Origin of the sequence: Xylella fastidiosa (assembly GCF_011801475.1) — a bacterium.
Lineage (GTDB): Bacteria > Pseudomonadota > Gammaproteobacteria > Xanthomonadales > Xanthomonadaceae > Xylella > Xylella fastidiosa.
This window is the reverse complement of the sequence record NZ_CP044352.1, coordinates 1,694,850-1,718,491: the sequence shown is the minus strand read 5'-3', so window position 1 is coordinate 1,718,491 and position 23,642 is coordinate 1,694,850. Positions and strand designations below refer to the sequence as shown.

Here is a 23,642-nt window from a genome sequence, read left to right as displayed (position 1 = left end):
AACTGATAGGTATAGTTGATCCCTGATACTCATTGGACTTGGCATCGCATGCAAGGCTTTCACGTCAGTATCTACCGATCAACTGCCTGGGAAGCGCTCCACTTCGGGATCGCCACAATACAAACGGAGAATTTTTCAGAAGCATGCAATACATAAATAAAACGTGTCTGCAACAACCAGGGCATATTTCTGTGTCAGATCAACTCACAACCTCGGAGCCATTCCCGATGACTGTCCCGTTACGCGTACTCGGCTTGGTCTACACCGTCTTGCTAACACTTACCGCATGCAGTAAGTCCGAACAGCCGCAGATGCCAACACCAGAAGTTAGTATCGTCGAAGCAAAGCCGCAAACAACTCCCATACAACTTGATTTAGTCGGACGTCTATCCGCATACCGCTCCGCAGACGTACGCGCACGCGTGGCTGGAATATTACAAAAGCGGATATACACCGAAGGCACCGAAGTAAAAGAAGGTCAGCCGCTGTTCCAAATCGACCCTGCGCCATTTCAAGCCACGCTGTTAGAAGCACAAGGCCGTTTAGCTGCAGCAGAAGCCACGTATAAAAATGCCAAAATCGTCGCTGACCGCGCCCGCCGCTTGTCCCCTGAGCAATACATTTCGCGCTCGGATGTAGACAATGCCGAGGCAGCAGAACGCACGGCAGCCGCCAGTGTCGAACAAGCACGCGCCGCAATGCAGAGCGCACGCATCAATCTCAATTACGCCAACGTCACTGCCCCAATCAGCGGTCTTGCTGGCCAACAGCGAGTCACTGAAGGAGCTTTAGTTGGATCTGGGAGCAGCACCCTACTCACAACCGTTGATCAAATTGATCCGTTGTACGTGAACTTCTCAATGAGCAATGATGAGTTGATGCAACTACGCCAAGCACAGCACCAGGGAAGTGTGCAATTGAGTAGCGACAATACATCGACCATCGACGTACTCCTCAGCGATGGCAGCAAATATCCACACCAAGGGATATTGGATTTCTCCGGAGCAACTGTTGATCCGAGCACCGGCACAGTCTCACTGCGTGCAGTGCTTCCAAATACTGATCATCTCCTGCTGCCCGGAGCCTTTGTCACATTCAAAGCCAACCTCGGCCAGCGCAACAATACGATCCTGCTACCCGGTGCAGGGGTACAACGTGATGCGAACAGCGCTTACGTCCTGGTGATAGACAAAGATGGCAAGGTCATCCGCAAGAACGTGACCACGACAGGGATGAAAGATAACCAGTGGTTGATTACTGCTGGACTCTCCAGCGGAGACCGTGTGATCGTTGATGGTCTCCAGAAAGTCAAAGAAGGCGCTCCGGCCAAGGGTATCCCCTGGAAACCAGATCCCATTTCCAGCAGCGCACACGCAGCAGCCAAGACACCCACTCACACCGCTAAGACCGAACAATAACGGACACATCCACCATGCCAAAATTTTTCATTGAGCACCCAATCTTTGCCTGGGTGGTGGCGATCATGATCTCACTTGCGGGTGTGATCTCGATCTTCAACCTTGGCGTCGAATCTTACCCGAGCATCGCTCCACCCCAAGTGACCATCACTGCCCATTATCCTGGTGCAAGTGCAGACACACTTGAAAAGTCAGTCACTCAAGTGATCGAACAGCAACTGACCGGCATTGATCACCTGCTGTACTTCAGTTCCAGCTCAGCCTCCAACGGGCAAGCCACAATCACCCTCACTTTTGAAAGCGGCACCAACCCGGATATTGCCCAAGTACAGGTCCAAAATAAGGTATCGCTAGCCACTCCCCGCCTTCCCAGTGAGGTGACCCAGCAAGGTGTGGTGGTGGCTAAAGCTAACGCCGGCTTCCTGATGGTGGCCGCACTACGCTCAGATAACCCTGCATTCGACAAAGACGCATTGAACGACTTTGTCGGCACACACGTGCTTGAGCAAATCTCGCGAGTGCCTGGTGTCGGCAGCACCAATCAGTTCGGTGCACAGTACGCAATGAATATCTGGCTGAATCCAGAAAAGCTGCAGGGCTACCACCTGTCGGCAAGCCAGGTGTACAACGCAATCAGTACCCAGAATGTGCAATTTGCTGCTGGTTCAATCGGCGCTGATCCGGCACCGGCCAATCAGAGCTTCACCACAACGGTCACCACAAAAGGCCGCTTCACCACGCCTGAGCAATTCGAAAACATCATCCTACGTACTAATAATGACGGCAGCACAGTACGGCTGAAAGACGTGGCGCGCGTCAAGATAGGCGCAGAGAGTTATGGCATTGACTCTCAGTACAACGGTAAACCCGCTGGTGCCTTTGGTGTACAACTGCTGCCTGGTGCCAACGCGTTACAGGTTGTTGAAAGCATACATACCAAAATGGACGAGCTGCAAAGCACGTTTCCGCAAGGCGTCACTTGGTTCACTCCTTATGAAAGCACCACTTTTATCAAGATATCGATCAAGGAAGTGGTGAAAACGCTGGCCGAAGCGATTGTCTTGGTCTTCCTTGTGATGCTGATCTTTCTGCAGAACTTCCGTGCGACGATCATCCCGACCTTGGTGATTCCGGTTGCCTTGCTCGGTACCTTTGCAGGCATGTTAGCGATTGGATTCACTATCAACCAACTCACCTTATTTGCAATGGTGCTAGCTATCGGCATCGTAGTCGATGATGCGATCGTGGTCATCGAAAATGTCGAGCGCATCATGACCGAAGAACATTTAGAACCTAAAGCCGCTACGCAGAAAGCAATGACACAAATCACCGGAGCGGTGATAGCCATCAGCATCGTGTTGACAGCAGTATTTATCCCTTCTGCGATGCAACCGGGGGCCGCTGGAGCGATTTACAAACAATTTGCACTGACAATTGCGATGTCAATGGGTTTTTCAGCATTCCTGGCGCTCACCTTCACGCCCGCACTATGCGCGAGTTTCCTGAAATCTAGCCACGGACAAAATAAAAATTGGATCTTCCGTACCTTTGAGAAGTACTACGAGAAACTCTCGCACCGCTATGTCCGTCTCATCAGCAACACACTCAAGCGTACTCCACGCTGGACAGCATTTTTTGCGGTACTCGTCGTCCTCTGTGGCTTTTTATTTACACGGATGCCTTCAAGCTTCCTGCCTGAGGAGGACCAAGGCTTCGCGCTAGCGATTGTGCAGCTTCCACCAGGCGCCACAAAAACGCGTACGAACGAAGTATTCACTCAGATGCGCGCTGTATTGGAGAAAATACCGTCCATCGAAGGGCTCATGCAAATCACTGGCTTCAGTTTCGTTGGCTCAGGTGAAAACGTTGGAATGGGCTTCATCCGATTAAAACCCTGGCAGGAACGTCAGGAGACCGCCGATCAACTGATTCAGCAACTGAATGGTATGTTCTACGGCATCAAGGGGGCGCAAATCTTTGTGGTCAACCTTCCCACCGTACAGGGGCTTGGCCAGTTTGGTGGCTTCGATATGTGGCTGCAAGACCGCAACGGCCTTGGCCACGAAGCATTGACTCAAGCACGTAATGTGGTGCTCGGCAAAGCGGCACAACGCCAGGATGTGATGGTTGGTGTGCGTCCGAATGGGCTGGAAAACTCTCCTCAGCTGCAATTGACTGTTGATCGTGTACAAGGAGAGTCGATGGGTCTGTCAACCAGCGATATCTACAAAGCAATCCAACTAATGCTGGCTCCGACCTACGTAAACGACTATTTCTCTGAAGGTCGTATTAAACGCGTCAACATGCGTGCCGATGACATGTACCGCACCAGTCCTGATTCACTACGCAATTTCTACACACCCAGCAGTTCTGCTACCGATGTCAATGGCCAACCATTGATGATTCCGCTCAGTAACGTCGTAAAGGCCGATTGGATATACGCAGCACCATCGCTCGATCGTTATAACGGTTATTCGGCAATCAATATTGTTGGAAACACAGCCCCTGGTACATCATCCGGACAAGCAATGAAGGTGTTGGCAAGTATCGTTAACGACGATCTGCCGCATGGGTTTGGCATTGATTGGAGCGGGATGTCCTACCAAGAGATCATCGCTGGCAACGCAGCAACGTTACTACTGGTGCTGTCTGTTGTCGTGGTGTTCCTATGCTTATCAGCACTTTACGAAAGTTGGTCAATCCCCGTGGCTGTACTGCTGATCGTACCCATCGGTATACTCGGTACAATCGTGTTCTCCATGCTTCGTGGCTTACCGAACGATCTGTACTTCAAAATCGGCCTGATCACGGTCATTGGTCTTGCTGCAAAAAATGCAATCCTGATTGTGGAGTTCGCAGTTGCACAACGCGCCACTGGCAAGACACTGCGTGAGGCGACCATTGATGCAGCACGTTTACGCTTCCGCCCAATCCTGATGACATCCTTAGCGTTCATCCTGGGTGTGCTGCCGCTGGCAATCTCCTCGGGTGCTGGCGCTAACGCGCGACATTCAATTGGCACTGGGGTGATCGGGGGCATGACATTCGCAACCATCTTCGGAGTGATCTTTATCCCACTGCTCTTTGTCGTGGTGCGACGCATCATCGGCGATAAGCTTGATGAGCAATCCAAGGAATACCTTGAAGCGCAATCAAGCAGTGGACATCTTCAGAATCGCTGATTCTGATCGTTTGAACAGCACTAGGAAGCAAGCCCCGGTCATAAGACAGGGGCTTCGTGCTTTCTGGAAAGAAATGAAGCCTACAACTCGTTGCGCAGACGGCGGTAACCCTCAACAAGCCGGTTATTGGTTTGCGCCACATCTTCAGAAAACTCGGAGGCAGCCACAGTAACTCTTGGTATTGTGCCAAGGTCGGTACTTGGCCCAATACGCTCGGTGGAAGGGACGTAGAAGCCAGGAGGCAAATCACACCCATCAACCACAGCATTGTGCCGAACGACGCAACCATCACCAACGACACAGTTGAACAACACACTGTTGAAGCCAATGAACACACGCTCACCGATCGTACACGGCCCATGCACGATCGCCCGATGCGCAATTGAAGTACGTGCACCGATCGTCACCGCGGCACCAGACTTAGAATGAATCACCACCCCATCCTGGATGTTGGCACCAATACCAATACGAATTGGATTAATGTCTCCCTCAGCCGTAGTCTCATCCGCACGGATGACTGCATACGGGCCAATAAAAACACCAGCCTCAACAATGACACAACCACATAAGATGGCAGTAGGATCAACAAAAGCACTTTCATGAACATCTGGCAGGTCTCCCCGCGGATTTTTACGGATCATATGACAGCGGTTGTGGTGAGAATCAGAAAGGGCTACTGCATGCCTGTTGAGTTGAACATAGATCAGTTCGATCACTCATCTGCGGTACTGGCAACCGCATCATTAGGATGCAAGCTCTCCAAGTGCCTGACATGTACCCTGAAAGCGGAATAATGGATTGCTAATCCGTGTTGCAAACGGCGCGTAGCATCTTCCACGTACATCAAGTTAGCGCCATTGAGACGAGCAAACGCCTGTTCATCGACACGTCGTACCGCTGCCTGTACAGGCGTGGACAAGATGCGCTCGGCACAGTCGACTAATGCAGGAAGCCCCAATTCAACTGCCTGCTCAGTGAGTGCAACCTCAATACGTGCCAGGCTACGCTGACTGTGTGGTGTGGCATACGAACCATTGGAGCGCAACCAATCAGCAACAGTCTCAGGCGACAATGCAGACACCTCCACGTGTTCTTGTAGAAATGCATCGGCCAACATCTGCCGCGCTAATGCCGCCGAACAAGGACACGTCGACGAATATGCGACCTCCACACACAACCAGAATTGGACGTGCCCAGCAGAATATTCGGCACGCAACCACACCGGATAGCCACGCCAACCAGACAAATCGTTACTCACCAACGCCGGCACACGTCGCAGCCAATCGAAATACCAATCCACACGCGCGGCGGTAGACGCACAATCAGCATGACTATTCACCATCGCGGAGAGCAATCCGCAAATACCCACCGGTGTCAGTGGCTCAACCGCATACGTATCCAACAGGCGATACAAGCGCGACATATGAATCCCTTTGACTCCCATCGCAGGTAAATCAATCTGTGCTCTAGCACGTCCAATCACATGTTGGCCACCATCGGCTGTCGTCAACTGTACTGGTACTACGATTCCATCCATGCCAACCCAACGCAACGGCGCAGCGATTGCGGGGCTGTCATGAACAGCAACATCAGGAATAGAAGTGGACATCATTGAGAACTCGCAACATACATCATGGAAAAAATCTCACCTGCACAAGCCACAGATCGAACGTCGATAGTCATCGGTATCACGCATGAAGCCGCTCTCAACCACTGCTGCGCAAGCAGATGCAACCGGGACACCTTACTTAGCCACGTGGACACGCTGGTGTCCGAACTGCACCCAAGCAGTGCTGCTTAGACGCCTAACATCATCCCTGGGACCAATCGCAACCACCCACAGCACCTCGCGCAAACAGAGCCTTCGTAACAAAATAGCGACATGACTAGCCGGCCAGATAACGTCATTCATGTCACGATTGCGCATTCCACGCAGCGTACACATGGACACCCATCACACATAGATACTGCAATTCAATCAATGACAAGAAACTGGGCACAGAGTTAAGTTAACGCCGCTGGAAATATGTTATAAAATAACACAATAAATCCGAGTAAATACTGTCAAACACCACATTTTCACGGCTGATCATCTGTGATGAATCCATTAATTCCCAATACCTACGAAGCTTGGCGTCACTGCATAGAACACCGCTGCAACATCCCTCTGACTCAGACTTATATTGAGGAACGCTTGGCTGCATTAAGTGATCCGAACAATTTCCACACTCAGCAATTCATACGATGTTGGGGGGAAACACATTTACGACAAATCACGCATTGGTTCACGTTAGCGATTGAGTCTGAACGGCACACCTCTCGCCATCTCCCGGGCCCAATATCGGAAAAATAATTACTTGCACCACAAAATCATGATTTCCTCAAAAATGATACTGGCTGCTTACACCAGATATCTCGCATCTTCTAATACTGTATTTATGTTTTCGCCCGTAATCTAAACACACAGGGAGACGAAGCGAACACAACATGCCGACTTTAATCCTGTGTAAAAACTCAACCAACCATCTTCGATACGGTTAAATACACGTCCGATCGGACTGTCACTGCATCATCTCCCTTGGGCCATTGTGGATCGAACCACACACACTAAAGCATCAGGGGGCCTGCCCCTACTCTTCTAAAATCAACGGTTTAACAGAAAGCTGCTCGAAGCGATCCTCACATACACCTGATGTCCTAAGCTTTATCTAGCAGTTAACATCACGTGCAATGGTTTACACAAAGCATCCACAGAAAAAACGCGCTACAAATAAAAAAAACCTCAAAAACCCTTAGTCATTGATTTCACCTGTCTTGCCTAGCACATTTATTACGCCCTGCTTGCGTCCCTTTTGACTCAGCACCCCTGACTTACTCGCACACAAAGGCAATGCACATGACATGAAGCTTGCCGCATATTGGAGCAGACGCAACGCTAGTTCTTGAAGTTCTGAAATTGCAGCACGTGTAGATCCCTGATAGCACCAAAACACAATCAAAATGTAACGACATCAAGGCCGGCAAACAAAAACAACCTGGACAAAAGCTGAGATATCTACATAGATACCCACCCGAACGCATTCGAAGACTAAAACCCGAACCCAAGAAACACTGCATCCCTGCAAAGAAACAGGCAAAATCCTCCGAACAACAACACTCCAGCAAGATACATATCTACGACACACCTGCTTGTGGACACACTACAAACATGTGCGACTCAACAGCAGCCCGCCGCCCCATTCATCCCTAGAGACTGGAACGGGATAACGGCTCCAAAGAGCCTGAACACGTGCCTGGCATCAGATCAGTAGATGCAATGCCATCTACCCATCCACCGAATATCATCACAACTGGCTATGCAACCGACAACGATTAACTGATGAATGGTCTCTTTGATACTTATCATATTCGCCGCGCCTTTTCCCGCGCGGCCCACAGCTACGACACCAACGCCGTACTCCAACACGAAGTTGAACAACGTCTACTCGAATCTCTGGACTATCTCGGCGACCGCATACCGCGCGTAATACTTGATGTAGGAGCCGGCACCGGACGTGCCAGTATCGCAATGAAAAAACGCTGGCCTAAAGCACAAGTGATCGCACTCGATCAAGCAATGCCGATGTTGCAAGAAGCACGGAAACGCAGTCACTGGTGGAACCCATTAGCCCTGATCTATGGCGATGCACGCACCCTGCCAGTGGCAGACGCGAGTGTCGATGTCATCTTCAGCAACCTATGCCTACAGTGGATCGAAGATCTACCAACAGTATTCGCCGGCTTCCGCCAAGCACTACGGCCCGGCGGCCTACTGCTGTGCTCCCTCTTCGGCCCAGATACCCTCATCGAATTGCGCCAAGCATTTGCTCAGGCTGATGCAGTGCCGCACATCAGTCCTTTTCCATCAATGCCTCAGTGTGGCGACGCACTCGTATTGGCTCATTTCCAAAACCCGGTACTAGACCGCGACCTATTCACCCTGACCTACGACGACCTATCAGCCCTGATGCGCTCGTTACGTGCGATCGGTGCAACCAACGCATTGCAAGAGCGCCGTACTACCCTGACAGGGCGTGGACGCTTCGCAGCCACCGCTGCCGCCTATGAAACATTGCGCAACGCTGATAACAAACTCCCAAGCTCCTGGGAAGTCATCTACGCCTGCGCTTGGGCACCAACATCGGAACCAATGACCAGAGAAAACAACCATGAAATTGCCAGCATCCCAATCAACTCCATTCCAATTCGCCGCCGCAATTCCAGCTAAATAGCACAACCACAAAACCCGCTCCTTACGCTACGATCACCCTTCTCATCAATACTGCGATACGTGCTCTCTACATGATCAAATGGTCTTTGATAATCCTGTTTGTCGTATCAGTCCTTTACACCCACTTCAGAGGCCGTGTTCGCCATCGTTTAAGACGACAGCTATTTGACCACTCCACCTTCATGGCACCTATTAATGCACTGATGTACCTATGCTCACGCATACCCACCACACCGTTCATCGACCCCGCCACGTTCTTCCCCGAGCTGATGCCCTTACGCACTCAATGGACTACGATCCGCGATGAAGCACTCGCATTACAACGCATACAGAAGATACGAGCGGCCGAAGGCCATACCGACGCAGGATTCAACTCGTTCTTCCGACGTGGCTGGAAACGCTTCTACCTAAAGTGGTACGGCACCACACATCCATCTGCTATCGCGCTGTGTCCAAAAACCACAGCACTGCTGAAAAACATCCCTGCAATCAAAGCCGCCATGTTCGCCGAACTGCCGCCAGGTGGTGACTTGCGTCCACACCGCGACCCATTCGCAGGTTCAATGCGTCTGCACTTAGGGTTGGCAACCCCAAACCACACAAGCTGCTTTATCGACGTCGACGGTCAGCGCTACAGCTGGCACGACGGCGAATGGGTCATGTTCGACGAGACCTACATCCACTACGCACGTAACGACACAGAGCACAATCGCATCATCCTATTCTGCGATATCGAACGCCCAATGCGCTGGCGTTGGGCACAAGCATTGAATCGCTTCGTTGCCAAACATCTACTCGCTGCCGGCACCTCACCTAATCAAGCAGGTGACCAAACCGGCGGCATCAACCGCATGTTCCATCACTTCTACGCATTACGCCTGAAAGCAAAAGCACTGAAACAATATAGCAACACCCTGTACCAAACGATCAAATGGAGCCTGTTCACCCTATTTGTCATTGGCATCTTCCTGTTGTGAACCACAGCACCCGCAGCCCACGCATACTGAAAAAAACACACTAAACTGCGATCTCATCGGCACTTTCCCTCATCACCTCATCCTTAACTTAGATCACATAACGACGTAAGACACACAACGCACCATAAAAATCATGAATATCGGACAATGTGCTCTCAAAAAATCTCAGCATAGCCCCTAAAAAAATCCACTGAAAAAAAGCAAGTCATGATTCCTACAGCTTAAAGCTGTACTGTGATTTCAGAAGTCTGAGAAAGCATTGAGGGAATAATGGCGTATGACGTATTCAAATAGAACTCCACCTACTCAATTCGCCTGTATCACCAAATCACGATGAAAAAAGTACACCTCTTGCAGCAAAAAGCGCCAACGGGTGTGCAAACTGCGGAAACGCGTGCTCGGCGTCGCCGAAGCCAACGCATCAATATCCAGCTCCCGACACAGTCGTAACGCACGTGCCATATGTAACGGATCACTCACCACAATAGCGCGTCGCAACCCATAAACACGCATGAGCTGACGCGCCTGGATCAGGTTCTGACGGGTGGTCCGCGAAACAGTCTCGATAAGAATCGCCCTGGATGGCACGTCGTAACGCAACGCATAACGGCGCGCTACTTGCGATTCAGCAAAGCGCGCACTGCTCCCACCAAAGCCACCTGTAAAGATCAACGTAGGCGCATAACCGTGCTGATACAGATACAAACCATGACGGATCCTTTCCTCAAACACAGGTGATGGCTTGGCGTCATAGGCAGCAGCACCAAGCACAATAATCACATCAGATGATGCCGCTTGGTCACGTTGCCCAATCCAGACAATCCAACCAGCGACTGCCACTAACCAGAAGAACACGAGCACCACCAAAACGCAGATCCATTGCCACCAGCGATAGCCTGTAATACAACGACTCAAGACACCACCAAAACGCTCACGCCGCAGATGAAGAAACCGGCACTACACCCACATCCAAAAAAACGTGCAGAAATGGCTGCATGACACAACCAAGCAACATCACACCACAGTGCTCTGAACTCACCGCCCAGTCCGCAACCAAAAACATATGCGTGCAGGAGCAGCATCCCCGTCAAGCTCCCTATACATGATTTGACCGACAAGGCAAAAGATGAATAGAACATAATCACTCGCGCCAACGGGATTCACGTCGCCGCCGTTAAGCACCACCGCCACGACAACCATAACCGACAATGAAGAATAACGAGATATCAATGCAATTCCATCTATTTTTAAGATCCAATGCTATTCAGACTGAACGGCCATGCACCCTTTGATGTGCAGAAATACCCTTGGACAAACATCGCTCCACCAGACATTTTCACCACTGTGGTAATAAAACTCGAACACCAAAACACCAACACCAAGTACAAACACATCACCCAACACCGTCATATCTACTTAGAAACAGCACCTGGACACACACATATCACCGCACTGCCCCATGAATTTAATGCCCCACTACGTCACTATCGAAACAAGAACACCCCGATGAAAGCCCGTCTGTTCCTGCCCATCCTAATCATGTCTGCGATCAGTGGCTGCGCAACGTACACTTATAGCAATGGCTACTACCACGGCACACCAACGGTGGAGTACCACTACCCACCAAACTATTACTACCCCCACGGCTATGGGATACATGATTTATTCAATTATCCGATACCACCCATCTATCCCCGAGACTTCTATCGCACCCACATTCATCTCCCCTACCAGCAAAGACCCCATCATGACCCAAGCCGACCACTGCCACCAAAACAACCCATAAAGCAGGAGCAGCCCAACCATATCGAAATGAGATTACGTGACAAACAACGCATTTAGCGCAATCAGCACTTGCATCTCAGGGAGCATTACCTACATCGTGAACGCGTTGTGAACTCCAGCATCTGTTTCTGACTTGGTGTTACTGAGCGTTTAATGTCGGCACCCGGCAGGGAAACTTGGATCCCCCCTATTCCGACCCCTGTCGGGAGTCGGCACCTCATACAACAAAAGCCTTCTTCTGAATATTGCTGATCAAGACTTGATGTTGCTCTGATCAAAACTAGAATTAATGAAGATATGCCCACATTGTGTGGACACCATGAAACATCAAAGGCTGGCAGCCCTCTGACCTGCCAGCCCCTTGCTTCCCCACCGCACGCGTGGCCAGCCCCTATTCCAATCCCGACCTTTGCGCCTGTAGCCGCAAATGCTGCGGCAGGTGCAACAATATAGAAAGCATAAAATGTGCCAACTCTAAACAAGGCATTTCTGAAAGTCACACAAAACACATAAAATTCCATCCAAGCTGCCTCCCTACTCCAAGCAGCCACTTCGAGTCATCCCGCCCATCCTTCTCCACTACCGCCATTGCACACATGACTGATTCCTTCTATCGCTACGACGTTATCGTCATCGGTGCTGGCCATGCCGGTAGCGAAGCCGCTCTGGCTGCCGCACGGACCGGAGCACACACCCTATTGCTGACCCACAATATTGAAACCATCGGTGCAATGAGCTGTAACCCAGCCATTGGTGGCATCGGCAAGGGCCACCTGGTTAAAGAAATCGACGCACTCGGCGGAGCAATGGCACACGCCGCAGACGCCGCTGGCATCCAATGGCGCACTCTCAACGCATCCAAAGGTCCGGCCGTACGCGCGACGCGCTGCCAAGCAGACCGCTCCTTATACCGTGCCGCAATCCGGCAGATGATTGAAGGCCAGGCACGCCTCAACATATTCCAAGCAGAAGTGGACGACCTGCTGTTTGAAGGGGACACTGTATGCGGTGCGATTACACACACCGGGTTGCATTTCAAAGCGCCTGCCGTCGTCCTTACCGCCGGCACATTCCTTGCCGGAAAAATCCATATCGGACCAACCCAATACGCCGCGGGGCGCATGGGCGACCCGCCAGCAACCATGCTAGCCGCCCGCCTGCGGGAACGTCTATTGACAGTTGCACGGCTCAAAACAGGGACCCCACCACGGATTGATGGCCGGACGCTGAACTACACAGCGATGCAAGAACAACCAGGTGACGCCCCACGCCCTACCATGTCCTTCATAGGAAACTCAGCTTCCCATCCCCCTCAAGTCAGCTGCTGGATTACTCAAACCACCGAACGCACGCATGAGATCATCCGGGCCGCCCTACACCGCTCGCCGCTATACAGCGGGCAAATTGAGGGCACCGGCCCACGCTATTGCCCATCAATTGAAGACAAGGTGGTGCGCTTCGCCGAGAAAAATAGCCACCAAATTTTCGTTGAACCTGAAGGGTTGAACGTCATCGACATCTACCCGAACGGCATCTCAACCTCATTGCCCTTCGACGTACAGTTAGAGCTGGTACGCAGCATCCGTGGGTTCGAACAAGCACACATCACCCGCCCCGGCTATGCCATCGAATACGACTTCTTCGACCCACGCGGACTCAAAGCATCACTGGAAACCAAAGCAATCGCTGGACTGTTTTTCGCTGGACAGATCAACGGCACCACCGGCTACGAAGAAGCAGCCGCCCAAGGCCTGCTGGCTGGACTCAATGCCGCACGCCATGTGCGTGGGCTATCCTCCTGGACACCACGCCGCGACCAAGCCTACCTGGGTGTTCTTGTTGACGATTTGATCACCCATGGCACCAACGAACCGTACCGCATGTTCACCAGCCGAGCAGAGTACCGATTACAACTGCGCGAAGACAACGCCGACGCACGCCTCACCGCAATCGGCCGTGACCTAGGCCTCGTCGACGATGCACGATGGGCACACTTCAACGCGAAACAGGAAGCAGTCGCCCGTGAATGTGGACGCCTGTCCGCGCTGTGGGCCACACCAGGCAACGCCCTAGGTCGTGAAGTCAAAGAAACCCTGGGAGTGACGCTCAGCCGTGAAACCAACATCATTGACCTTATGAAGCGGCCGGAACTGGATTACGCTGCACTGATGCGCGTCCCCTCCCTGGGTCCTGGCGTCGATGATGCCCAAGTCGCTGAGCAAGTCGAGATCAGCGTTAAATACGCTGGTTATTTAAACCGCCAGTCCGAAGAAATTACCCGCCAGCAGCGCCACGAAGCAACTGCAATCCCACTTGAATTCGACTATGCCGCAGTGCGAGGACTCTCCACAGAAGTCTTACAAAAGCTGCAACACATACAGCCACAGACAGTGGGTCAAGCGCAACGCATCCCGGGGATGACGCCTGCAGCAATCTCGTTATTACTGGTACACCTGGAACGCATGCGTCGCAACCGCGTCGCCTGATTCCAATCGCATCACTACACCTACCATGGCAAATAGCTATGCGTCACCGAGGTTGACGAAGCATTGCACCCACCAGGCTGTGGCTGGAGAGACTCCCTACAGAAGTCTTACAAAAGCTGCAACACATACAGCCACAGACAGTGGGTCAAGCGCAACGCATCCCGGGGATGACGCCTGCAGCAATCTCGTTATTACTGGTACACCTGGAACGCATGCGTCGCAACCGCGTCGCCTGATTCCAATCGCATCACTACACCTACCATGGCAAATAGCTATGTGTCACCGAGGTTGACGAAGCATTGCACCCACCAGGCTGTGGCTGGAGAGACTCCCTACAGTAGCTGACATTACGTCAGGCAGGACGCAAGCCGAAATCATCCTTGATGGCATGTGCTCGGCAGCACCGCAACGCCTGTAAGCAATTCAGACGCTAGCGAAGATGGCTGCTGCGGTTACGTCGATCTTCGAGGCACGGCCACACGAAAACCAACGCACAGGCAGCCACTCGGTAATGCCACTGCTACGGTCATGTTTAATCACGTTGTACAGCGAGCGAATGAGTGGACCCGCACGCCACGCCTCCACAAGCTCATCAATTAACGGCTGCGTGTGAACACCAAGGCACCACCCATGAGCAAGATAAACAAGCTTGAGCACTTGCAGAGGCGTGAGCACGGCCCCTCTTGTGAGGCCTTTTGCAAAAAGTAATTCGCGATGGTGGTGGCATGCCCATCACCCCCATTAGTTAAGGTAAGGGCTTCCCAAAACACCAGGAAGTCCCTTCCCCCTCTAAAATAGAGTCCGCAGAGACTGGCGCGCACAGCCATTAAAACCCTGCATTCTCGTAGAACTAAAGTAATTGATATTGCATCTATGTTGCTGGTCCTGCTAATGTCGCCCGACCTTGCAAAGGTTGAAGTCCCCCAGTTGGATCCTCGTGTCCCGCTCCAGATACAGGTGAATCACCGTACTCGTAAGAAACATATTTCCGATACAACCACGTTCTCAGGCCTGGTGGCAGAATGGTCATGCAGCGGATTGCAAATCCGTGTACGCCGGTTCGATTCCGACCCAGGCCTCCAATACATCGTGGTATTGAAGTTTTTTCAGGTTCTTTGCTAACTGCACCCCTTGCTTTGCAAGGGATGCGTTTTGCCCTTCATCAAGCCGCAGCAGGCCCATACAACAAATTCGACTTGACTGCGGAACTGGCCTACTTGCTGACGACACACACGCGTTTTATTGAAAACCACAATCTAAGTCGCCGAGCAACCGCAGCGCGTCGCGTTCGTGCAGCCTGTACGCAGCAGATCGCACAACGATCATAGGGCTAGATATTAGTACGAAACGACGGGCAACCGCGTTTCTTTCAGGCCAAAATCCATTGAGTATTGAAGATAAAACCGATTTCGTACACGGCGCGGCGCTACGCAATTCAGCAAAAAACGATACGACGCAGCGGCTTGCCCTCATAAAAACACCCTAGCTGATGTGGGTTAAGAGCGTGATCACCGTGACGCCACCCCCAACGCAATGCTGGCGTTGAAATTTCCAGACATCCGCTCACCAGGCCATAGATCCAGCACCGGCGGTGCCGTGTCTGGACTGACGGGGACGGCCGCGGCAACGAGCAAGCGCAAGTTCCCCGTTGTGACCAGCGATTGAATCTCCCAACCAGCCGACACCTGGGCAGTCACGGTTGACGAGGTAGTGATGTTCAGCGTGGCCGCGGCGAGCACCACATCACTCATGGCGGTGAGCGCACCAAGAGACGGCACCCGCACTTGGTGACTGCCCTCATGGGTCCACGATGGCAGCGCGCCGGTGATCCGTAATGGGTGTGACCCTGTATAGCGGTGATAGCCAACAATGAGGCGGGCGTTGTCGCGCTGACCCCAGGTATCGACGCAACCGGCATCACTTTTTGATGCGCGTTTCTGGTAGATCGATAAGTACTGATCGTAGTCCCGCCCCGCATAGCCTGCTGGACCAGACGCCACAGCCACCAGCGTGAAGCCGGACGGAATGACCGTCAGCCCAGAGCGATGCATCACAAAGGCCAGCAACACATCACCATCAGCAAGGACGGCAGGCGCGGTTTGCGTGACCTGCGTGGACACCGCAGGAACGAAGCCAGCCCACTGGGTGAGCACCGCAGGGATCCGCTTCACCCGTCGCACGCGTGTATTAAAGTCACCCAACACCGCAACACACTCCAGGCACCGCCTCAGTGAGGTGAGGTGCTGTCAATGCTCGAAGAAACACAGGGGGCCGGATCATCAGAACTTCCCCGTCACACCGAAGATATCCAACGTGTTCCCCACCGCCGGTGCAGTCACTGCGGCGACTTTCCAGGTATGGTTTTTCTGCATGTAATGCACACGGTTGCCGTTGACGTCATGCTGGAATAATCCGGCTAACGCCACCGTGTTGCGGCAATCGGTCGTGGTGCCCGCGGCGGCACTGACGCTGCCCACTAGAACGTCTACGTCGGTACCGGCGATCTGCACATAGAAATTCACCACGATAGCGGCAGTGTCGGTGTTACTGATTTGCAAGGCGCGCAATTCCTCATCATCGCCGCGTTCACTGCCGACGGTAAACAGCGTGACCTTGCCTCCTGCACCGGTCGCGTGACTGATCTGCGCTGCAAAGTTACCGACGCTTTGCACGAAGGATTGTTTACTGGATTTGGCCATGCGTTAGAGTCCCCCTCCAAAAAAGTAATCATCGTTGCCACCCCCACCGCCTCGGAGGTCGATCCCGTCCCCCTCAGCGGGCCAGGCGCTACCGTCGTACACATAAATCAGCCCGTCATCGCTGACCAAATAGGCCGCACCTGCGGTGAGCCGATGAGGTAGATGTGCGTAATCGGCCACCACACCGGCCAGCACAATGCCCGCGCGTGTGTTGGTAATCACACCGTTGCTGATATCGATCCCTGCCCCGCCCTCGTACACAGGGACACTGAACACCGGCACCTCTGGGTTGCTCACATCAATCATCACGCCGTGACCGGCATTAGCCGCCCCCAACGGCGTGCCCGCCTTCATGTAAGGCAGATCGTTCCAGGCAGTGAGGCCATCACCGATCTTCAATTGTCCCGTGTCGGTTTCTAAACCAAATTCACCGCCGAGCAGACGCTCATTACGCAGCCTCCATGTCGCCGCCCGCCCACGACGCACCACAAAGCGATACTGCAGGGTGTCAGCCATCCAGGTTACCTCCATCCACAATGACGCCCTCAAACACCGGCATGGCCTCGGCAGCACTGATCGTACTGTCCTGCGGCGGCGGATCCGTCGGTGTGTACACAAAGGCATGGCGATGCGTGTGCAGGCTCGTGCCGCCGTTGTCGATGCTCCATAGCTCCATCGTCACCTGGCCGGTGGTGTTGAGTGAGACGGTGGCGCTGTCGGCACCGATCCTGGTGTGCTCGATCAGCAGCACCCCGCGACTGTCTGTGAAGCGCAGCCCGTAGCGTTGGTTGCGTGGCAAGGTGACACTGCCCATGCGGTCGTCAACCAATTGGTCGGCTTGGGTGAGGCGCGCACGGTGTGCCCACATCACCACAAACTCCCCAGACACTGCCTCAGGCCAATCCGCCGCGGCGATGGTCACGTTCCCAGGGGGATAAGGCCGCGCGGCGCGTCCTACAAATGTCAGAGGGAGCGCGGCAGCATCGGCTAGCGACAGCTGCGCACTGCCGGTATTGGTCAGTAATGCCACGTTGACCGTTTCGCCGTTGACATACTCGGTCAGATCAGCAGCGGCGTTGTCTTCGTAGAACCAGATGCGCTCGTCGGCTGCATGGATTGCAGCAACCGTATCGCCACAGCCGCGCCCCAGGGTGATACGCAGCTGGCGACCGACAGGCGTCATGCGATCCACGCGCACGATTTCGCTCCCCCACAGTGCCGCACTGCCAATGGCAACCTGGTCCAGCCGATACGGATCGGTGAGGCTAAATTCAGTCGCAATGCGGGTGACATCACCGGCAACGATGCGTGCACAGGGGCACCATTGGCCATCACCAGCCACCCGATACTCACCGGTACCAGCATCAACTTGCAGCGTGTAATTGCGGCTGGTGGCAGGATCGTGTGCGACGGCGAGCAGATAACTGGCGTCCGCCGACAAGGCACTCAGATCGCGACTGGGCAGCGAGCGCACCAACTCAATGTAGGGCGCTTCAAAGACGTGTTGTGAGGTGATCGGCAGCGGCGGTGGCGCGGGCGCTGTCCCTCGACTGGCCGCCATCTCCACACTGAAGGACACAGGCAGGCGGTAAATATCCTGCGTCAACAGCAACGTGATTGCACCGCTTTTCAGCGAGCCACTTTGTGTGCTGCCAACAATGCACACCATGTCAGCAATCCCACGTTTGGGACACTGCAAGCGCACATACTGATTAGGCCGCAGTGCATAGGCAGCGCGTGTGGTTTTCAGCTCGAAGGTACGCAGTGGGGTGACGCTGGCACGCAATTCCCGTGCGGCGATGCGCAGCGCCAGTGGTGCGGTTGGAATTTCCGGAGAGTCAATCGTCTGGTGAATGACACCATAGGCCTGTATCAGCGCCAGATCCTGCACCGGCGGCGTCGTGATGTCGGTTTTCTGGTCGGGGTCAAAATATTTGACCGACACGCTATTGACCGCATTGTCGAACACCGAGGGATGTTCCCTCCATTCCAGAATGTCATCGTCGGTGAGGATCGGCAGCGCCTCCAGCGTATAGAGGCCGTTAGCAATGTCCAGGTGCAGCTTACCGTCCGTGCGATCGCGCGACACGCTACAGCCGCCGAGCCGTTGAATGCGGGTGCTAAAGGCATCGGCTGATTCGGCAGCCGGATCAAAGCAGGTACAGATGCCAAATCCCTGGCTGTGGTACCAATCGGCGCCTGCGCGAAAGCTGGCAGCGTCAATCCCCTCCAGCGGCTCACGGCCCATCTCAGCATTAGTGTTGGCATAGTAGAGAACGTGCGCGACATTCATCGCCAACAAGCCCGTGAACATTGCTGAGCGGATCAGGCCCACCATAGTAGTCGCATCACCGCCCAGCACCACCGCCGACGTCGTCCCAGGGACGTTGTGGACCATATCGGTATACGTCGTGTTGGCCAGATCGATAGTGATGCCGTAGCACCGCAGGTGTGCCACCTGATCCACATCCGCACGCGCGGCCTGGGCAAGGGTGGCTGAAGGCGGGTCCGGCTCGCCATCGGTCATGAAAAATGCCACGCGGACTGCATTGGATGACGCTGCGGCGTAAAAGCTGGGCATGTCCATCGTACCGGCGGGAAAGTACGTGCCATACAACGCCTGGCGTGTGGCCACCCATGATTTCAGCTCCGCAATGCCCTGTGCAGTGCAGTTGCGCCGTAGAAGTGTCTGGCGATGATCAGGGGCATCACCGAACCCAACCAGCATGATGTCCACTGCGGTGCCGCTGGCGATGGACTGCCCCAGCTGATCAAGCGCCGCGTTGAGCGCGGTTTTCATGTTGTCCAGCCGCGACCGACCATTGCCGCCGACATAGTCCATGGAGCCGGACAAGTCGATGGCAAAATACACCGCCACACTGGGGGGCATCTGCATCCCGATCGCAGCTTTTTCTGGATACCAGCAGGCATCATGATCCCAGCCCTTAAGGATTCTGCGAATCTTGTAGCTGGCCGGTCGTGGATACGGATTCATCGCCCCGTACTTGCCGCCCTTCCACACCACAGTGGCAATGCCGCGCCACGCGGGCACCTGGGGGCCGAGCGTGGCAAGCAGATAACTGTGAGGCATCTGGTCGGCCTTGCCGAACAGCACATCGATGTCACCGACGATCCCGCCTTGATCTTTCTCGCCACCGAACAGGTGAGGCGCATCCACGTGGACCGTGCCGGTATCCGTGAGTTCCCCCGACCAGGCAGTACGATCCCCACCACGAAATTCTAGGAAAGCATCCAACGGGCCAACACCAAGCCCGTGATGGAACATCGGCAAATACCAGTAGCCGATGGTGGCCTTTTTCGACTTACCGCCCATCAATATGCCCCTGCTCGCACTGCTGCGCCCACGCCACCAGTGCGTTCGCCAGCGCATCCTTGGTTGCAGACAACGCCTCGGCAGCAATGCCGTTGCGTACAAAGTCACTCCAATCCAAGCCGTGATCCATGAAGAACTGGCGCGCCCCACCGCGGCAAAAACCAGCACGGCGGCTGAAATGAGGGATGGTGAACAAATGCTTGGTGGTGACGGTAAGTCCGGTCATTTCTTACCGCCCCACGCGCGGACTTCGCGGCGTAACTCCAGACACGTGCACGCGTTGCCGTCGATCGCCCCACATGTGCAGGTGTATCCATATGGCTCGCCAGACACGCAGCGCCGTAGCGGCGTGATGCCCTGCTTCTTCAGATGGACGAAGAAGGAGACACGTTCTGCGTCGCCAAGCAGGTCACTATGGATACGAGACATGCCCCCAGCCGCTGGTTTATGTCTTTCCAGAAGTGAGGTGGCCGAGTTATGCGGTACCCCGCAACGCGCTCGCCAAGCCGCTTTTCTTAGGAAGAACGGCATTCGGCATTATCTGGATGCGTATGACTGGCCGGTCGTGCTGCGTGCTTCGATTGAAGAGATACCGACGACTCCCATCGTTGCGCCTGTTTGGAAGTCTAATAAGGTCGCTTGATGGGACGTAAGCCAATCAAAGCAGGTGCGATTCCGAGGTTTCGCGTGCGCCCTCAGAAGTCCGGCGTGGTGTATTACTACTACGATCATGGCGGCAAGCCACGCAAAGAGACGCCACTGGGACGCGACTACGGGTTAGCCATCAAGCGGTGGGCTGAGCTGGAGCATGCGCAGATCACTCCTGCCATTGCGGTGACGTTCCGCCATGTGGCCGAGCGTTACCGCGCTGAGGTGACCCCGACAAAGGCGTATAACACCCAGCGCGTGGAGCATCGTTGTTTGGCTCCACTCCTGAAGTTTTTTGATGACCCACCCGCGCCGTTTGAGGCTATTAAACCAGTGAATATCCGTCAGTATCTGGATTGGCGCACCTCTAAGGTGATCGCCAATCGTGAGGTGTCCGTGTTTTCGCATCTTTGGAATTGGGCGCGGAGTAAGGGAATTACTGATCTTCCTAACCCTTGTGGGGGCATCCGGCGTAATAAGGCGACAGGTCGCGATGTATATGTAGACGATACGACGTACCGCGCTGTGTACCAGGCAGCGGACCAAACGCTCAGGGATGCGATGGACCTCGCCTATCTGACGGGGCAGCGTGTGAGTGATGTTGTGTCTATGGATGAGCGCCATATTGTTAATGGCGCTTTGGAGATTTGCCAAGCTAAAACGGGAGTGAAATTGGCGATTGCGATTACGGGTGAATTGGCAGTTTTAATAAAGCGTATTTTTGATCGCAAGCGGGGGATGAAGCTGCGTAGTACACGTTTGATTGTGGATGAAAAAGGCTTGGGGTTGAATTGGAAAAAATTAGCTTACAGGTTTAGGAAAGTACGCGCTGCCGCAGGGATCGCCAAGGAGGTATTTCAATTCCGCGATCTACGCGCCAAAGCGGCGACCGATAAGGCAGATTTGGCGGGGGACATCCGCCAAGCACAAGCACAATTAGGGCATGCGTCGGTGACGATGACGGAGCACTATGTACGCAAGCGCAGGGGGGCGAAGGTGACGCCGACGCGGTGAATTGCGGAGCATTGCTAATATTGCGGAGCGGGCATATTTTTTAATTCATTGATTATATTAGATATTCATGCATTAATTGGGTCGATTATTGATGCAACATCCGCATCCGCCAATGTGATGACACAAAGCCTCCAGCAACATGTCTTATCCACCACCTCCCCCGACGACATGAATCCCACCCTCAGTCAACGCAGCCGGATCAAGTAAGCGCGCCAACTCCACAGGGTTTAGGTTGCTCTCCTCGCAGGCGACCTCAAGCACTGGCCGGTGCTCCTTATAAGCACGCTTAGCAATCACCGCAGCTTTCTCATAGCCAATGATCGGATTCAACGCTGTCACCAAAATCGGATTCCGCTCCAGCACCTCCTGCACTCGATCCTGACGCACCTTCAGGCCAACGATGACTTTATCAGCCAACAGCATCACCACATTTCCAAGCAACGTCGCAGACTCCAATAGGTTGTAAGCAATCAGCGGTAACGTCACATTCAACTGAAAATTGCCACTCTGCCCAGCCACGGTCACTGCAGTGTGATGGCCAATCACTTGCGAGGCGACCATCACCACTGCTTCCGGAATCACCGGGTTTACCTTACCTGGCATGATCGAACTTCCCGGCTGCAACGCGGGCAACTCAATCTCTCCCAAGCCAGCAAGCGGTCCAGCGTTCATCCAGCGTAGATCATTAGCAATCTTCATCAACGCCACTGCTAACGTATTGAACTGGCCGGATAACTCAACCAAATCATCTTGCGCTGCCAATCCTTCGAACTTATTGTTCGCACTCTCAAAGTGAATCCCTGTCAATGCTGACAGTACCTTCACCGCATTACGGCCGAAATGTGGATCCGTATTGATGCCGGTACCAATTGCTGTCCCTCCCAATGGCAGCCGATGCAACCGTTTCAGGGTGTCATTCAAGCGCGCCTCTGCAGAGACAATTTGTGCCGACCAGGCACCGAATTCTTGAGCGAACGTCAGCGGCATCGCATCCATCAGGTGGGTACGGCCGGTCTTCACCACACTGCCCAAACCACGGGCACGCTTGTTAATCATTTTGCGTAAATGCTTGAGCGCTGGTAATAATCGTCCCTGAACCGCCAACGTTGCGGAAATCCGAATCGCTGTTGGAACCACATCATTAGAACTTTGGCCAAGGTTGACATGGTCGTTGGGGTGGATAGGCCCCTTGGTGGCACGCATGGCCAGCGTCGCAATCACCTCATTAGCGTTCATATTCGACGAGGTTCCTGAGCCAGTCTGGTAAATATCGACTGGAAATTCCGCATCATAACGGCCCGCAGCGACATCCAATGCAGCGGCCTCAATCTCCTTGGCCATTGACTTTGGTAACAGCCCCAGCTCAGCGTTAACCTTCGCCGCAGCCGCCTTGATAAACCCCAATGCGTGGATAAATCCCTGAGGCATTGACCGCCCGGAAATCGGAAAGTTCTCGATAGCACGTTGCGTCTGCGCGCCCCACAACGCATCAATCGGCACCCGTAGATCACCCATACTGTCGTGTTCAATTCTGTAACGATCACTGTTGCTCATCTGCATCTCCACGGATCAGTGTTCCGCTTGATACGGAACGGAAAAGCGACAAAAACTGCACTCATGAATTGACAGCACACCCGCAAGATACTCCCTTAATACGGTTAGACAACGTTTCACATCACCATATGTAGCCAGCCGGGCCTCCTTAGGTCCTGCAACGCCCCACCAAACACGATCAGAAAAACCGCGAACAGCAGCCAACATACGCACCTTGGGCCACGTTGTCCTAGAGGCTGTGTCCTATCTCTCTTGCTCCCCTTCCCTGGTGCAGT

Annotated in this window: 21 protein-coding genes, 1 tRNA gene and 1 pseudogene; 11 read left to right on the top strand and 12 right to left on the bottom strand. The window is 53.7% G+C overall.

The window, feature by feature from the left end:
* Positions 1 to 227: 227 nt before the first annotated feature.
* The gene (locus tag F7G16_RS07690; protein WP_038232877.1) at positions 228 to 1,418 is read left to right on the top strand and encodes an efflux RND transporter periplasmic adaptor subunit; all 1,191 of its coding nucleotides are present in this window, start codon (positions 228 to 230) and stop codon (positions 1,416 to 1,418) included.
* 14 nt (positions 1,419 to 1,432) lie between these two features.
* On the top strand, positions 1,433 to 4,600 hold the full coding sequence (locus F7G16_RS07685; RefSeq protein WP_038232875.1) for a multidrug efflux RND transporter permease subunit: 3,168 nt from the start codon (positions 1,433 to 1,435) through the stop codon (positions 4,598 to 4,600).
* Positions 4,601 to 4,680: 80 nt separating this feature from the next.
* Here the strand turns inward: F7G16_RS07685 and F7G16_RS07680 are convergent, their stop codons facing one another.
* From F7G16_RS07680 to F7G16_RS07670, 3 genes are all read right to left on the bottom strand, one after another.
* Entirely contained in the window at positions 4,681 to 5,241 is a 561-nt protein-coding gene (locus tag F7G16_RS07680) for a gamma carbonic anhydrase family protein (protein ID WP_012382543.1), read from the bottom strand.
* 71 nt (positions 5,242 to 5,312) lie between these two features.
* Positions 5,313 to 6,209, bottom strand: a complete 897-nt coding sequence (gene folE2, locus F7G16_RS07675; protein WP_172632653.1) for a GTP cyclohydrolase FolE2 — start codon at positions 6,207 to 6,209, stop codon at positions 5,313 to 5,315.
* A 135-nt stretch (positions 6,210 to 6,344) separates the two neighbouring features.
* The gene (locus F7G16_RS07670) at positions 6,345 to 6,512 is read right to left on the bottom strand and encodes a hypothetical protein (protein ID WP_155274695.1); all 168 of its coding nucleotides are present in this window, start codon (positions 6,510 to 6,512) and stop codon (positions 6,345 to 6,347) included.
* A 1,467-nt stretch (positions 6,513 to 7,979) separates the two neighbouring features.
* Here F7G16_RS07670 and bioC point away from each other — a divergent pair.
* Together bioC and lpxO are read left to right on the top strand one after the other, a co-directional pair.
* Positions 7,980 to 8,867 carry a malonyl-ACP O-methyltransferase BioC gene (gene bioC, locus F7G16_RS07655; RefSeq protein ID WP_004091225.1) on the top strand — a complete coding sequence of 296 codons (888 nt, stop codon included), beginning with the start codon at positions 7,980 to 7,982 and terminating at the stop codon, positions 8,865 to 8,867.
* A gap of 74 nt (positions 8,868 to 8,941) precedes the next feature.
* Positions 8,942 to 9,847, top strand: coding sequence for a lipid A hydroxylase LpxO (gene lpxO, locus F7G16_RS07650; RefSeq protein WP_011097782.1), 906 nt, complete (start codon positions 8,942 to 8,944; stop codon positions 9,845 to 9,847).
* A gap of 306 nt (positions 9,848 to 10,153) precedes the next feature.
* Here the strand turns inward: lpxO and F7G16_RS07645 are convergent, their stop codons facing one another.
* Positions 10,154 to 10,762 carry a YdcF family protein gene (locus F7G16_RS07645; RefSeq protein ID WP_011097781.1) on the bottom strand — a complete coding sequence of 203 codons (609 nt, stop codon included), beginning with the start codon at positions 10,760 to 10,762 and terminating at the stop codon, positions 10,154 to 10,156.
* Positions 10,763 to 11,191: 429 nt separating this feature from the next.
* Between F7G16_RS07645 and F7G16_RS07635 the strand changes: the two genes are divergently transcribed.
* From F7G16_RS07635 to F7G16_RS12555, 3 genes and pseudogenes are all read left to right on the top strand, one after another.
* Positions 11,192 to 11,689: a hypothetical protein gene (locus tag F7G16_RS07635; protein WP_228446169.1), complete on the top strand. Its 498-nt coding sequence runs from the start codon at positions 11,192 to 11,194 to the stop codon at positions 11,687 to 11,689.
* A gap of 539 nt (positions 11,690 to 12,228) precedes the next feature.
* A complete protein-coding gene (gene mnmG, locus F7G16_RS07630) occupies positions 12,229 to 14,118 on the top strand; it encodes a tRNA uridine-5-carboxymethylaminomethyl(34) synthesis enzyme MnmG (protein ID WP_011097778.1) in 1,890 nt (629 codons plus the stop codon).
* 92 nt (positions 14,119 to 14,210) lie between these two features.
* A pseudogene (locus F7G16_RS12555) lies at positions 14,211 to 14,354 on the top strand (hypothetical protein); the annotation flags it as partial.
* Between the two features lie 187 nt (positions 14,355 to 14,541).
* On the opposite strand, the gene F7G16_RS07620 reads toward F7G16_RS12555, so the two are convergent.
* Positions 14,542 to 14,793 carry a Panacea domain-containing protein gene (locus F7G16_RS07620; protein ID WP_011097777.1) on the bottom strand — a complete coding sequence of 84 codons (252 nt, stop codon included), beginning with the start codon at positions 14,791 to 14,793 and terminating at the stop codon, positions 14,542 to 14,544.
* Between the two features lie 333 nt (positions 14,794 to 15,126).
* Here F7G16_RS07620 and F7G16_RS07615 point away from each other — a divergent pair.
* Positions 15,127 to 15,200, top strand: a tRNA-Cys gene (locus F7G16_RS07615).
* 63 nt (positions 15,201 to 15,263) lie between these two features.
* The gene (locus tag F7G16_RS12785; protein ID WP_014607701.1) at positions 15,264 to 15,446 is read left to right on the top strand and encodes a hypothetical protein; all 183 of its coding nucleotides are present in this window, start codon (positions 15,264 to 15,266) and stop codon (positions 15,444 to 15,446) included.
* A 180-nt stretch (positions 15,447 to 15,626) separates the two neighbouring features.
* Here F7G16_RS12785 and F7G16_RS07605 read toward each other — a convergent pair whose 3' ends face one another.
* The 6 genes from F7G16_RS07605 to F7G16_RS07580 all read right to left on the bottom strand — a co-directional run bounded on the left by F7G16_RS07605 (position 15,627) and on the right by F7G16_RS07580 (position 20,580).
* Positions 15,627 to 16,289 carry a hypothetical protein gene (locus F7G16_RS07605; RefSeq protein ID WP_228446168.1) on the bottom strand — a complete coding sequence of 221 codons (663 nt, stop codon included), beginning with the start codon at positions 16,287 to 16,289 and terminating at the stop codon, positions 15,627 to 15,629.
* Between the two features lie 108 nt (positions 16,290 to 16,397).
* Positions 16,398 to 16,817, bottom strand: a complete 420-nt coding sequence (locus F7G16_RS07600; protein ID WP_004087259.1) for a hypothetical protein — start codon at positions 16,815 to 16,817, stop codon at positions 16,398 to 16,400.
* 3 nt (positions 16,818 to 16,820) lie between these two features.
* Entirely contained in the window at positions 16,821 to 17,333 is a 513-nt protein-coding gene (locus tag F7G16_RS07595) for a hyaluronate lyase N-terminal domain-containing protein (protein WP_004087261.1), read from the bottom strand.
* A complete protein-coding gene (locus F7G16_RS07590; RefSeq protein ID WP_004087263.1) occupies positions 17,326 to 20,151 on the bottom strand; it encodes a phage tail protein in 2,826 nt (941 codons plus the stop codon). The genes F7G16_RS07595 and F7G16_RS07590 overlap by 8 nt, the downstream gene beginning before the upstream one ends.
* Positions 20,141 to 20,377 carry a hypothetical protein gene (locus F7G16_RS07585; protein WP_004087265.1) on the bottom strand — a complete coding sequence of 79 codons (237 nt, stop codon included), beginning with the start codon at positions 20,375 to 20,377 and terminating at the stop codon, positions 20,141 to 20,143. Before F7G16_RS07585 ends, F7G16_RS07590 begins: the two co-directional genes overlap by 11 nt.
* Entirely contained in the window at positions 20,374 to 20,580 is a 207-nt protein-coding gene (locus F7G16_RS07580) for a hypothetical protein (RefSeq protein ID WP_225621672.1), read from the bottom strand. The genes F7G16_RS07585 and F7G16_RS07580 overlap by 4 nt, the downstream gene beginning before the upstream one ends.
* On the opposite strand from F7G16_RS07580, the gene F7G16_RS07575 reads away from it, so the two are divergent.
* Positions 20,579 to 20,794, top strand: a complete 216-nt coding sequence (locus F7G16_RS07575; protein WP_012382539.1) for a DUF4224 domain-containing protein — start codon at positions 20,579 to 20,581, stop codon at positions 20,792 to 20,794. The genes F7G16_RS07580 and F7G16_RS07575 overlap by 2 nt on opposite strands.
* Positions 20,794 to 21,813, top strand: a complete 1,020-nt coding sequence (locus tag F7G16_RS07570) for a tyrosine-type recombinase/integrase (RefSeq protein WP_011097774.1) — start codon at positions 20,794 to 20,796, stop codon at positions 21,811 to 21,813. The genes F7G16_RS07575 and F7G16_RS07570 overlap by 1 nt, the downstream gene beginning before the upstream one ends.
* Before the next feature lie 144 nt (positions 21,814 to 21,957).
* Here the strand turns inward: F7G16_RS07570 and F7G16_RS07565 are convergent, their stop codons facing one another.
* Entirely contained in the window at positions 21,958 to 23,367 is a 1,410-nt protein-coding gene (locus F7G16_RS07565; protein WP_011097773.1) for a class II fumarate hydratase, read from the bottom strand.
* Positions 23,368 to 23,642 lie beyond the last annotated feature (275 nt).